The 12,362-nt window shown below is 59.9% G+C and carries 9 protein-coding genes; 7 read left to right on the top strand and 2 right to left on the bottom strand.

The features are described 5' to 3' along the window. Positions 1-5: 5 nt before the first annotated feature. From ABH912_RS30315 to cobA, 7 genes are all read left to right on the top strand, one after another. Positions 6-581 (top strand): ANTAR domain-containing response regulator, encoded by a 576-nt coding sequence (locus ABH912_RS30315; protein ID WP_008146285.1) that lies wholly within the window; start codon positions 6-8, stop codon positions 579-581. Positions 582-919: 338 nt separating this feature from the next. Beyond that, positions 920-2,131, top strand: coding sequence for a nitrate/nitrite transporter (locus ABH912_RS30310; RefSeq protein ID WP_033055683.1), 1,212 nt, complete (start codon positions 920-922; stop codon positions 2,129-2,131). 7 nt (positions 2,132-2,138) lie between these two features. After that, a complete protein-coding gene (locus tag ABH912_RS30305) occupies positions 2,139-3,809 on the top strand; it encodes a protein kinase domain-containing protein (protein WP_429512532.1) in 1,671 nt (556 codons plus the stop codon). 402 nt (positions 3,810-4,211) lie between these two features. Next, the gene (nirB, locus tag ABH912_RS30300) at positions 4,212-6,665 is read left to right on the top strand and encodes a nitrite reductase large subunit NirB (RefSeq protein ID WP_033055686.1); all 2,454 of its coding nucleotides are present in this window, start codon (positions 4,212-4,214) and stop codon (positions 6,663-6,665) included. Further along, a complete protein-coding gene (nirD, locus tag ABH912_RS30295) occupies positions 6,662-6,979 on the top strand; it encodes a nitrite reductase small subunit NirD (RefSeq protein ID WP_008146292.1) in 318 nt (105 codons plus the stop codon). The genes nirB and nirD overlap by 4 nt, the downstream gene beginning before the upstream one ends. Continuing rightward, positions 6,979-9,693 carry a molybdopterin-dependent oxidoreductase gene (locus ABH912_RS30290; RefSeq protein ID WP_429512529.1) on the top strand — a complete coding sequence of 905 codons (2,715 nt, stop codon included), beginning with the start codon at positions 6,979-6,981 and terminating at the stop codon, positions 9,691-9,693. Before nirD ends, ABH912_RS30290 begins: the two co-directional genes overlap by 1 nt. 11 nt (positions 9,694-9,704) lie before the next feature. Beyond that, positions 9,705-10,469, top strand: a complete 765-nt coding sequence (cobA, locus tag ABH912_RS30285) for a uroporphyrinogen-III C-methyltransferase (protein ID WP_429512527.1) — start codon at positions 9,705-9,707, stop codon at positions 10,467-10,469. A gap of 85 nt (positions 10,470-10,554) precedes the next feature. Here cobA and ABH912_RS30280 read toward each other — a convergent pair whose 3' ends face one another. Together ABH912_RS30280 and sigX are read right to left on the bottom strand one after the other, a co-directional pair. Then, on the bottom strand, positions 10,555-11,589 hold the full coding sequence (locus ABH912_RS30280; RefSeq protein ID WP_429512525.1) for an OmpA family protein: 1,035 nt from the start codon (positions 11,587-11,589) through the stop codon (positions 10,555-10,557). Positions 11,590-11,696: 107 nt separating this feature from the next. Then, the gene (gene sigX / locus ABH912_RS30275; RefSeq protein ID WP_008146300.1) at positions 11,697-12,287 is read right to left on the bottom strand and encodes an RNA polymerase sigma factor SigX; all 591 of its coding nucleotides are present in this window, start codon (positions 12,285-12,287) and stop codon (positions 11,697-11,699) included. Positions 12,288-12,362 lie beyond the last annotated feature (75 nt).

Below are 12,362 nucleotides of genomic sequence, written 5' to 3'. Positions count from 1 at the left end.
CGAATATGTTGCGTATCCTGCTGATCAACGACACCGCGAAGAAAGTCGGTCGCCTGAAGGCTGCCCTGACCGAAGCCGGGTTCGAGGTGATCGACGAGTCGGGCTTGACCATCGACCTGCCCGCGCGCGTCGAAACGGTGCGTCCGGACGTGATTTTGATCGATACCGAGTCACCGAGCCGCGATGTGATGGAGCAAGTGGTGCTGGTGAGCCGCGATCAACCGCGTCCGATTGTGATGTTTACCGATGAACATGACCCCGATGTGATGCGTCAGGCGATCAAGTCCGGCGTCAGTGCCTACATCGTCGAAGGCATCCACGCACAGCGCTTGCAGCCGATTCTCGATGTGGCCATGGCACGCTTTGAAAGCGACCAGGCCCTGCGCGCCCAACTCAACGCCCGTGACCAGCAACTGGCCGAGCGCAAGCGCATCGAGTTGGCCAAGGGGCTGCTGATGAAAATGAAGGACTGCAACGAGGAAGAGGCCTACACCCTCATGCGCCGCCAGGCCATGAGCCGCCAGCAGAAGCTGATTCAGGTGGCGGAACAAATTATTGCTATGAGCGAACTGCTCGGCTGAAGCATTGCATTGCCTGTCAGGGCCTCATCGCGGGCAAGCCCGCTCCCACAGGTTTTGTGGACACCAAAGATCCATGTGGGAGCGGGCTTGCCCGCGATGAGCCGCACCACGGTTTCACCTGTTGGCACAGATCTCGCTAGGTAATCGCTACAGGTAACCAACGGCGGTTGCCCCACCTACGACAAAGACGTCGCTCACCGCATTTGCCCTTTGGCGAATCCGGTGGCGGCGTTTTTTTGTTTTGGCCCCACAGACCGGGGCCGGTGGTGCGGCCGATGCGGCGCCCCACCTGCAAGCTCATGACTCCTTCTCGAGACTCCTAACAGCTGAGGTGCGCGATGAATTCAAGCTTCTGGAAATCTGGCCATACCCCGACATTGTTCGCGGCCTTCCTCTATTTCGACCTGAGTTTCATGGTCTGGTACCTGCTCGGCCCGCTGGCCGTGCAGATCGCCGCCGACCTGCACCTGACCACCCAGCAGCGCGGGCTGGTGGTGGCCACGCCGATTCTGGCCGGGGCGGTATTGCGCTTTGTAATGGGCTTGCTGGCTGATCGCCTGTCGCCGAAAACCGCCGGGCTGATTGGCCAGGTGATCGTCATCTGCGCCCTGTTCGGCGCCTGGAAACTCGGCATCCACAGTTATGAACAAGCGCTGGTGCTGGGCCTGTTCCTCGGCATGGCCGGCGCGTCCTTCGCCGTCGCCCTGCCGCTGGCGTCGCAATGGTATCCACCACAACACCAAGGCAAAGCCATGGGCATCGCCGGTGCCGGTAACTCAGGTACCGTGCTCGCAGCACTGATCGCCCCGGTACTGGCTGCCGCGTTTGGCTGGAGCAACGTGTTCGGCTTCGCCCTGATCCCGCTGATCCTGACCATCATCGTCTTCGCCTGGCTGGCCAAAAACGCACCTGAGCGTCCGAAAGCCAAGTCGATGTCCGACTACTTCAAGGCCCTGGGCGACCGCGACAGCTGGTGGTTCATGTTTTTCTACAGCGTGACCTTCGGCGGCTTCATCGGCCTGGCCAGCGCCCTGCCCGGCTATTTCAACGACCAGTATGGCCTCAGCCCGGTGACCGCCGGTTACTACACCGCGGCCTGCGTGTTCGGTGGCAGCTTGATGCGTCCGTTGGGCGGCGCTCTGGCCGACCGCTTCGGCGGTATTCGCACGCTACTTGGGATGTACACGGTGGCGGCGACCTGCATTGCCGTGGTCGGCTTCAATTTGCCAAGTTCCTACGCCGCATTGGCACTTTTCGTCTGCACCATGCTTGGTTTGGGTGCCGGTAACGGCGCTGTTTTCCAATTGGTGCCGCAGCGTTTTCGTCGCGAGATCGGTGTGATGACCGGTTTGATCGGCATGGCCGGCGGTATTGGCGGATTTGCACTGGCAGCGGGCATGGGCGCGATCAAGCAAAGCACCGGCAGTTATCAACTGGCCTTGTGGTTGTTCGCCAGCCTTGGCGTTCTGGCCTGGTTCGGCCTGCACGGTGTGAAACGTCGCTGGAGAACCACTTGGGGTTCGGCCGCCGTGACCGCTGCTCGGGTCTGAAGCCTCAATGAGCCTGCAACTGAGTTTTGCCGAAGCGAGCGCCATCGGCCCTCGCGAGGAGAATCAGGACGCCCTGCGTCTGGTGACTCCGGCCCCGGCGCTGGCGGCGAGCAAGGGTTACCTGTTCGCCATCGCCGATGGCGTCAGCCAGTGCGCCGACGGTGGTCTCGCCGCCCGCTCGACGTTGCAGGCACTGGCGCTGGATTACTACGCCACGCCGGAAACCTGGGGCGTTGCGCAAGCATTGGATCGCCTGCTGCTGGCACAGAATCGCTGGTTGCAAGCCAATGGCGGTGGGCAACCCTTGCTCACCACTGTCAGTGCTTTGGTCATGCGCGGTAGGCGTTTTACCTTGGCCCATGTCGGCGATTGCCGGGTTTATCGATGGCACGCCGACACTTTGCAGCGGGTCAGCGAGGACCACGTCTGGGACCAGCCGGGCATGCAGCATGTGCTCAAGCGAGCCCTGGGGCTCGATCAGCATTTGGTGCTGGATTTTCTCGATGGCGAACTGCGGCTGAACGAAAGTTTCGTATTGCTCAGCGATGGCATTTGGGCTGTGCTGGGCGACACCGCGATTGCGGCCATTCTGCGCGATCAACCGGATCTCAACAGCGCTGCGCAGACCTTGGTCAGCGCGGCGCATCTGGCCGGTAGCCAGGACAACGCCAGCGCCTTGCTGGTGCGAGTTGATGCCCTCGGTGAAACCAGCATCGGCGATGCCTTGATTCATTTACAGCAATGGCCACTGCCGCCTGCTTTGAAACCCGGCCAGACGTTCGAAGGTTGGCAGGTCGAAGGGATACTTGGTCAGAGCCAGCAGTCATTGCTCTATCGGGTACGCGATGGGCAACAACAACCCTGGCTGCTGAAAACCTTGCCGGGCGCGCTGCGCGACGATCACTTGGCCGGGCAGGCGTTGCTGTCGGAAGAATGGTTTCTCAAGCGCGTGGCCGGACGGCATTTCCCTGAAGTCCATGCCGCCAGTCAGCGTCAGCATTTGTATTACGTGATGCGGGAATATTCCGGATCTACGTTGGCGGAGCTGCACGCCGATGTCGGACCGCTGCCTCTGCCCCAATGGCTGGATCTGGCCGAACGCCTGCTGCGCGCTATTGGCATATTGCATCGACGGCAGATTCTCCATCGAGACATCAAACCGGAGAACCTGCTGCTGGGGGACGACGGCGAATTACGCCTGCTGGACTTCGGTCTCGCCTACTGCCCAGGCCTGTCCGAAGATCAGCCTTCTGCCTTGCCCGGAACGCCCAGCTATATCGCGCCGGAAGCCTTTCGTGGGGAAGCACCGACACCGCAACAGGATTTGTATGCCGTCGGCGTGACCTTGTATTTCCTGCTCACCGGGCATTATCCCTACGGCGAAATCGAAGCCTTCCAGCGCCCACGGTTCGGGGTTTCTGTCAGCGCCAGTCGCTATCGACCCGACCTGCCGGAATGGATTGCGCAAAGTCTGGAGCGCGCCGTGGCGGCGGATCCGGCTCAGCGCTTTGAAACGGCGGAAGAATGGTTGCTGCTGCTGGAACAGGGCGAGCGGCGCAGTTTGAGCGTGCGACCCAGACCGTTGCTGGAGCGCGAACCGTTGAAGGTCTGGCGAACCTTGGCGCTGGTGTCGTTGCTGGTGAACCTGGTGCTGCTGTTTTTACTGTTTCATGGCTGAGTTTTTCACTGTTCCCAAAAGATCAAAAGATCGCAGCCTGCGGCAGCCCTTACGGGTGCCCACGATCTCCTGTAGGCGCTGCCGTAGGCTGCGATCTTTTGATTTTTCTGCTTCAAAACCGGGCATCGCGCATTGAACCGGTGCACGGAAATACCCTCCGCCCACGACAAGAGCCCATAAATTCGGCATTTGTGCGACTTGGCACAACCACTGCATTACCTTTCTCAACAGACATAAAGCCCAGCCTTCAACGACGAAGGATGCGCTTCCCGAGAGAACGGGACCAGGACAAAGGCGTCCTCGCTAGGCAACTAGCGGGACGCCTTTTTTTGTTTGCGCAAATTTTGTCGAGCAAGACCTGAATGCCCTGATGAGGCGGGTCCGAGCTCCCCGGAGAACCTGATGAAAAAATTAAAACTGGTGATGATCGGCAACGGCATGGCCGGGGTTCGCACCCTGGAAGAACTGCTCAAGCTGAGCAATGAGCTGTACGACATCACGGTCTTCGGCGCCGAACCCCATACCAACTACAACCGCATCCTGCTCTCGCCCGTGCTGGCCGGCGAACAAACCTTCGAAGAGATCGTGCTGAACGATCTGGACTGGTACCTGGAAAACAACATCAAGCTGCTGCTCAACCGCAAAGTGGTGGAGATCGACCGGGTCAAGCGCCGCGTGATCGCCGAAGACGGCAGCGAGGCCGAATACGATCGCCTGCTGATCGCCACCGGCTCGACTCCGTTCATCCTGCCGATCCCCGGCAACACCTTGGACGGCGTGATCGGCTACCGCGACATCGCCGACACCCAGGCAATGATCGACACCGCGAAAACCCACAAGCACGCCGTTGTGATCGGTGGCGGCCTGCTCGGCCTCGAAGCCGCCAACGGCCTGATGCTGCGCGGGATGCACGTCACCGTAGTGCACATCGGTGAATGGCTGCTGGAACGGCAACTGGATAAAACCAGCGGCCAGTTGCTGCAAACTGCCCTGGAAGCCCGCGGCCTGCACTTTCGTCTTTGCGAGCAAACCCAGGCCCTGCACGATGCCGGCAACGGCCGGGTCGGCTCGGTTGAGTTCAAGAACGGCGACATCATCCCCGCCGATCTGGTGGTGATGGCCGCCGGTATTCGCCCCAACACCGAACTCGCGGAAAAATCCGGCATTCCCTGCAACCGCGGGATTCTGGTCAACGACACCCTGCAAACCTACGACCCACGCATCTACGCCATCGGCGAATGCGCCAGCCACCGCGGCATCGCTTACGGCCTGGTGGCGCCGCTGTTCGAACAGGCCAAGGTCTGCGCCAACCACCTCGCCCAACTGGGCTTCGCCACCTACAAGGGCTCGGTGACGTCGACCAAATTGAAAGTGACGGGCATCGACCTGTTCTCCGCCGGCGACTTCATGGGCGGCGAAGGCACCGAAACCATCACCCTCTCCGACCCTATCGGCGGGGTCTACAAAAAACTGGTGATCAAGGATGACGTGCTGGTCGGGGCCTGTCTGTATGGCGATACGGCAGACGGTGGCTGGTATTTCCGGCAGATCCGTGAGAACCACGCCATCGACGAGATCCGCGATCACCTGATGTTCGGCGAAAACGCCCTGGGCGACGTAGGACACCAGGGCCAGGACAAAGCCATGAGCATGGCCGACACCGCCGAAGTCTGCGGTTGCAACGGCGTGTGCAAAGGCACCATCGTCAAGGCGATTCAGGAGCACGGGTTGTTCAGCGTCGACGACGTCAAGAAACACACCAAGGCTGCCAGCTCCTGCGGCTCCTGCGCTGGACTGGTGGAACAGATCCTGATCAACACCGTGGGCGGCGCAGCAGACGTCAAACCGAAAAGCGAAAAAGCCATTTGCGGTTGCAGCGACTTGAATCACGGGCAAATCCGCCAGGCCATCCGCGAGCAGCATCTGCTGACCATCGCCGGCACCATGAGTTATTTGAACTGGCGCACGCCGAATGGCTGTGCCACATGCCGCCCGGCGCTCAACTACTACCTGATTTCCACCTGGCCGGGCGAAGCCAAGGACGACCCACAATCGCGCCTGATCAACGAACGCGCCCACGCCAACATTCAGAAGGACGGCACTTACTCTGTAGTCCCACGGATGTGGGGCGGTGTGACCAATCCTTCGGAGCTGCGGCGCATTGCCGACGTGGCCGACAAATACAACGTGCCGATGGTCAAGGTTACCGGCGGCCAGCGTATCGATTTGCTGGGGATCAAGAAGCAGGACCTGCCGGGCGTCTGGAAGGATCTCGACATGCCGTCCGGCCACGCCTACGGCAAATCCATCCGCACCGTGAAGACTTGCGTCGGCAGCGAGTTCTGCCGTTTCGGCACCCAGAATTCCACGCAACTGGGCATCGAGCTTGAGCACGACCTGTTCAACATGTGGTCGCCACACAAAGTGAAACTGGCCGTCTCCGGTTGCCCACGCAACTGTTCAGAAGCGGGCATCAAGGACGTCGGAATTATCGGCGTGGATTCGGGCTGGGAGATGTACATCGGTGGCAACGGAGGGATCAAGACCGAAGTCGCGGAATTCTTCGTCAAGCTCAAGACCGCCGAGGAAGTGCGTGAATACAACGGCGCGTTCCTGCAGCTCTATCGCGAAGAAGCTTTCTACCTCGAACGCACCGTGCACTACCTGCAACGGGTCGGCATGGAACACATCAAGAAAGCCGTGCTGGAAGACCCGGAGCGGCGCAAGGCGCTCAACGATCGCTTGCAGTTCTCGTTGTCGTTCGAACAGGACCCGTGGAAGGAGCGCCTGGAACAACCGCTGCTGAAGAAAGAATTCGACGTCATCGCAGTGAAGAACCTGGAGGTGTCGGCATGAACTGGCTGGATATCTGCGCACTGGAAGAAATCAATGCCCTGGGCTCGCGGATCATCGCCGGCCCGAAAGGCGACATCGCGATTTTTCGTACCAGCGACGATGAGGTTTTTGCACTCGACGACCGCTGCCCGCACAAGGGCGGGCCACTGTCCCAAGGTTTGATCTATGGCAAACGGGTCGCCTGCCCGCTGCATAACTGGCAGATCGACCTTGAAACCGGTGAAGCCCAGGCCCCGGATATCGGTTGCGCTCACCACCATTCAGCACGGGTCGAGAATGGCCGGGTGTTGTTGGCCCTGCGGGAAGCAAGCTGATGAACCAGATCACCGCTTCCACCTGCTGCTACTGCGGGGTCGGCTGCGGCGTGCTGATCGAGCATGACGGCGAGCGCATTCTCGGCGTCAGCGGCGATCCGGCCCACCCGGCCAACTTCGGAAAACTGTGCAGTAAAGGCTCTACCTTGCACCTGACCGGCGACCTCGCAGCCCGGGCCTTGTATCCCGAACTGCGCCTGGGCAAAGGCCTCGCCCGAAGCCGCACTGACTGGGATACCGCCCTCGATCATGCCGCCAGCGTTTTTGCCGAGACCATTGCCGAACACGGCCCGGACAGCGTGGCGTTCTACATTTCCGGACAATTGCTGACCGAGGATTACTACGCCTTCAACAAACTGGCGCGAGCGTTGGTGGGCACCAACAACATCGACAGCAATTCGCGCCTGTGCATGTCTTCGGCAGTGGTCGGATACAAGCGCAGCCTGGGCGCCGACGCACCGCCGTGCAGCTACGAAGACCTGGAATTGAGCGACTGCGTGATGATCGTCGGCAGCAACATGGCCTACGCCCACCCGATACTTTTCCGTCGCCTGGAGGAAGCGAAATCCCGCCGGCCGCAAATGAAAGTCATCGTCATTGACCCGCGTCGTACCGACACCTGCGATCTGGCTGACCTGCACCTGGCGATTCTGCCAGGCACCGATGTCGCCTTGTTCCATGGGATTTTGCACCTGCTGCTGTGGGAAGACTGGGTCGACCGCGACTTCATCAAGGCCCACACCGAAGGTTTGGCCGAACTGAAAAATCTGGTGCGCGATTACACGCCGCAGATGGTTTCGCAGCTCTGCGGGATCAGCGTCGAGCAATTGCAGCAATGCGCCGAATGGGTTGGCACGTCACCGAGCTTCCTGTCGCTGTGGTGCATGGGCTTGAACCAGTCCACCGCCGGCAGCGCGAAAAACAGCGCACTGATCAACCTGCACTTGGCCACCGGGCAAATCGGCCGCCCCGGTGCAGGACCTTTCTCCCTGACCGGTCAGCCAAATGCTATGGGTGGCCGCGAAACCGGCAGCTTGTCGAACCTGCTGCCAGGCCATCGCGAGGCTGCCAATGCCGAACATCGCGCGGAAGTGGCGGCGTATTGGGGCGTGGATCAACTGCCCGCAAACACCGGGCTCACCGCTATCGAGTTGTTTGAGCAGGTGCGCAGCGGCAAGATCAAGGCACTGTGGATCGCCTGCACCAACCCTGCGCAATCAATGCCGGATCAAACCGCCGTGCGCGCGGCACTGCAAGCCTGCCCGTTCGTGGTGTTGCAGGAGGCCTTCCGCACCACCGAAACCGCCGCGTTTGCCGACCTGTTGCTGCCCGCCGCCAGTTGGGGCGAAAAGGACGGCACGGTGACCAACTCTGAACGTCGCATTTCCCACGTTCGCCGAGCCATCGTCGCACCCGGAGAAACACGCCCTGACTGGGCGATCACCGTGGATTTCGCACAGCGCCTGGAAAAATATCTGCGTCCGGGGCAAACCAGCCTGTTCGCCTTTGAAAACCCGGCGCAGGTCTTCGACGAGTACAAGCAATTGACCCGCGGGCGTGATCTGGACTTGTCCGGCATCAGTCATGCCCTGATCGACCACCTCGGCCCGCAGCAATGGCCCTTCCCCACTGGCGCCAGCGAAGGCACGCCCCGGCTGTATCTGGACGGAATTTTCCCGACGGCCAGTGGACGTGCGCAATTCGTGGCCGACCCGTACCGCGCCGCCAAGGAACAACGCGACGCGCGCTTCCCGCTGACCCTGATCACCGGCCGCCTGCGTGACCAATGGCACGGCATGAGCCGCACCGGCACCGCCGCGCAATTGTTCGGTCACGTCAGCGAAGCCGTGTTGAGTTTGCACCCGGATGAACTGCGCCGGCATCGGCTGCAATCGGGCGACCTGGTCAGCCTGAAAAGTCGCCGTGGTGCGGTGATTGTTGCCGTCGGCGGCGACGACAGCGTACGACCCGGTCAGGCCTTTCTGCCCATGCATTGGGGTGACCGTTTCCTCAAGGGTGGCGTAAATGCGCTCACTCAACCGGCGTTCGACCCTTTGTCGAAACAACCCGAACTCAAGCACAGCGGCGTGCGTCTAGAACCTGTAAGTCTGCCATGGCAGCTGTTCGCCCTAATCGAGGGCAATGTACAACAGCATTTTGAGACGCTACGACCGCTCTGTGAGGCGTTTTCCTACGTCAGCCTCAGTTTGGCCGGTCGCGAACGCCCCGCGCTGCTGATACGCGCCGCCAGCTCCGTCGCGCCCGATCCGCAATTGCTGCGTGATATCGATCAATGCCTGGGACTCAACGATGGCCCGGTTTTGGCCTACGACGACCCAAGGCGCTCCATCGGTAAAAGGGTTCGGATCGAAAATGGCCGGATCACTGCCATACGCCTGGCCGGTGAAACCCTTGCCCAGCACTGGCTGCAAAGCCTGTGGCTGGAAGGCCGCGCCGACGAACAGCTGCGGCGCTGGCTGCTGGCACCGCTAAGCGCCCCACCGGGCAACGCCAAGACGACGACCGCTGGCAACAAAACCCTGTGCAACTGCAAAAACGTCAGCCAAAGCGCGGTCTGCGCCGGCATTAGCCGGGGTCTGGACCTGCAGGGTTTGAAACAAGAATTGGGCTGCGGCACGCAATGCGGCTCCTGCGTCCCGGAAATCAAGCGTTTGCTGGCTGCCGCTGCGCAGCCGGTCGCCGTCACCTCGTGAGGAAAAACACTATGAGCGCAAAAGTCTGGCTGGTGGGTGCGGGTCCTGGCGATCCGGAATTGTTGACCCTCAAGGCCGTGCGGGCGTTGAACGAAGCGGATGTGGTGCTGATCGATGACCTGGTCAACGATGCGGTGCTGGAGCATTGTCCGCAGGCGCGGATCATTCCCGTGGGCAAGCGCGGCGGCTGTCGCTCCACACCTCAGGCATTCATTCATCGTCTGATGCTGCGTTATGCCCGCCACGGAAAATGCGTGGTGCGGCTCAAAGGTGGCGACCCGTGCATTTTTGGCCGGGGCGGCGAAGAGGCGCAGTGGCTGCGTGAACATGGGGTCGAAGTGGAACTGGTCAACGGCATCACCGCCGGGCTTGCCGGTGCAACGCAATGCGATATTCCGTTGACCCTGCGGGGCGTTGCGCGCGGCGTGACGCTGGTCACCGCCCACACTCAGGATGGCAGCAGCCTGAACTGGCAAGCCCTGGCCCAGGGTGGCACGACGCTGGTGGTATATATGGGTGTCGCAAAACTGAGCGAGATCCGTGAGCAGTTGCTCGCCGGAGGAATGGCGGCGGATACACCGGTGGCAATGATTGAAAACGCTTCCCTGCCACATCAGCGGGAATGTCGGAGCGATCTGACAGCGATGGAAGAAGATGCCTACGCCTTTGAGTTGAAAAGCCCAGCAATCCTGGTCATCGGCGCGGTCGCGGCCTGTGCAGAAGTACCCCTGTCGGTATCTGATTTTCCCGCGAATGCAGTCAACCAGTCAGCCTGACTCTCCCCCGCTTCAACCCTGCCTCATCAAATCGCAGACAAAGAAAAGCCCGGCCTAAGCCGGGCTTTTCAGAGCTGCGCGCTAATTACTTAGCGTTAGCTTCAACCTGCGCTTCTACGCGACGGTTTACAGCGCGACCAGCTTCAGTTTTGTTGTCAGCAACTGGGCGGGATTCGCCGTAGCCAACAGACTGAACGCGGGACGATTCAACACCGTACTGGTTGGTCAGAACTTGCTTAACGGCGTTTGCACGACGCTCGGACAGTTTCTGGTTGTAAGCGTCAGGACCGACGGAGTCAGTGTGACCTTCAACAGTAGTGCTGGTGGATGGGTACTGCTTCATGAAGTCAGCGAGGTTTTTGATGTCGCCGTAGCTGTTAGGCTTGACTACCGACTTGTCGAAGTCGAATTTCACGTCCAGCTCAACACGAACAACTTCAGCAACTGCTGGGCAGCCATCAGCGTCAACAGTTACGTTGGCTGGGGTGTCCGGGCACTTGTCAACGTTGTCGCAAACGCCATCGTTGTCGCTGTCGGAGCAGACTTCAGCTGGAGCTGGAGCTGGAGCTGCAGCAGGCTTGGAGCCGCCACCGAAGTTCACACCGATACCGACGCTTGGAGCCCACTCGGTGTCGCCCTGGTCGATGTTGTATTGAGCTTCAACGCCAGCACGGGCGTAGAAGTTCTCGGTGAAGTACAACTTGGCACCGCCGCCAACGTTGGCGAAAGTGGAACGGTTACGACCGCCACCGCCGTTCTGGCCAATGCTCTGGTCCGAGAAACCGGCAGAAACGTATGGACGCAGCATGTCGCCTGGGTTGTTGAAGTGGTACAGAGCATCCAGAGCGGTGTTAGCGCCCTTGATGTTACGACCGTCGTCGGAACGCACGTTGTGCACTTCGTCGTAGCCCAGACGCAGTTCAACGTCGTCGGTCAGGAAGTAACCAACCGAACCACCGAAGAGGTTGCCGTTGTTCTTGAAGTTACGAGCGCTGTCGAATTGTTCTTTCTTTGCGAAGCCTTCGATTTCAACTGCGCCTTGGCCTTGTGCCAGAGCGCCGAAAGAAGTGGCGGCAATCAAAGAACCAATGGCCAAGCCCAAGGTGTTTTTCAGTTTCATCCGTTAAATCCCCATCTGGTGATTGTGAAGCAGTCCCGCAAACCGGGGGACAACTCGGCGGCAAGTCTATCAGAACTTGCCTACACGTAAGAGATATTTGCGCCGAACTAAGTTTCAGCAATGCCTGCAAATTTCTCACGCAATTTATCTAGAGCACGTTTGTAACGCATTTTTGTTGCACTCAAACCCATGTGCATGATATCCGCGATCTCTTGAAATTCCAGCTCTGCGACAAATCGTAGCACCAGAATTTCACGGTCAATCGGGTTCACATACACTAACCAGCGATCAAGTCCACCCTTATCCTCAGGTTTCGGCGCCTTCTCTTCAGACGCTTCCTCGAGGGGGTCCAGACTCAAAGCATCCATCAAGCGACGCTTTCGCCGTTCTTTCCGATACTGCGTGATGCACTCGTTGTACGTGATGCTGTAGAGCCATGTCTTGAACTTCGATTTGCCCTCGAAGTTCTTCAGGCCATACAACACCTTCAACATCACTTCCTGACAGACATCGTCTGCGTCACGATCGTTCCCAAGATACCGGGCACAGACGTTAAATAATGTTCGCTGGTAACGCCGCATCAGTTCTTCATAGGCGCGCGTTACGTGAAACAGCTCGGTATGCGAGCGCGCGACCAACTCCTCATCAGAGAGCTCGCGGGGGTCGTAGCGCGTGGACAGCGATTGAGCTTTATTCAAAACAAGTCGGGCCGACAGTCAGGTCAATGTCCGCCGCAACCCTTTTCAGGGCATTTTGCGGCGGCATACATTAGC

Origin of the sequence: Pseudomonas sp. BT76 TE3572, from assembly GCF_050435365.1 — a bacterium.
Lineage (GTDB): Bacteria > Pseudomonadota > Gammaproteobacteria > Pseudomonadales > Pseudomonadaceae > Aquipseudomonas > Aquipseudomonas fluorescens_W.
This window is presented reverse-complemented; position numbering and strand designations above follow the sequence as displayed.

What these genes read in the sequence shown, in the direction of transcription:
- ABH912_RS30280 (WP_429512525.1), bottom strand. Translation starts at nt 11,589, where the DNA reads ATGAAACTGAAAAACACCTTGGGCTTGGCCATTGGTTCTTTGATTGCC.
- ABH912_RS30290 (WP_429512529.1), top strand. Translation starts at nt 6,979, where the DNA reads ATGAACCAGATCACCGCTTCCACCTGCTGCTACTGCGGGGTCGGCTGC.
- cobA (WP_429512527.1), top strand. Translation starts at nt 9,705, where the DNA reads ATGAGCGCAAAAGTCTGGCTGGTGGGTGCGGGTCCTGGCGATCCGGAA.
- ABH912_RS30315 (WP_008146285.1), top strand. Translation starts at nt 6, where the DNA reads ATGTTGCGTATCCTGCTGATCAACGACACCGCGAAGAAAGTCGGTCGC.
- nirB (WP_033055686.1), top strand. Translation starts at nt 4,212, where the DNA reads ATGAAAAAATTAAAACTGGTGATGATCGGCAACGGCATGGCCGGGGTT.
- ABH912_RS30310 (WP_033055683.1), top strand. Translation starts at nt 920, where the DNA reads ATGAATTCAAGCTTCTGGAAATCTGGCCATACCCCGACATTGTTCGCG.
- ABH912_RS30305 (WP_429512532.1), top strand. Translation starts at nt 2,139, where the DNA reads ATGAGCCTGCAACTGAGTTTTGCCGAAGCGAGCGCCATCGGCCCTCGC.
- nirD (WP_008146292.1), top strand. Translation starts at nt 6,662, where the DNA reads ATGAACTGGCTGGATATCTGCGCACTGGAAGAAATCAATGCCCTGGGC.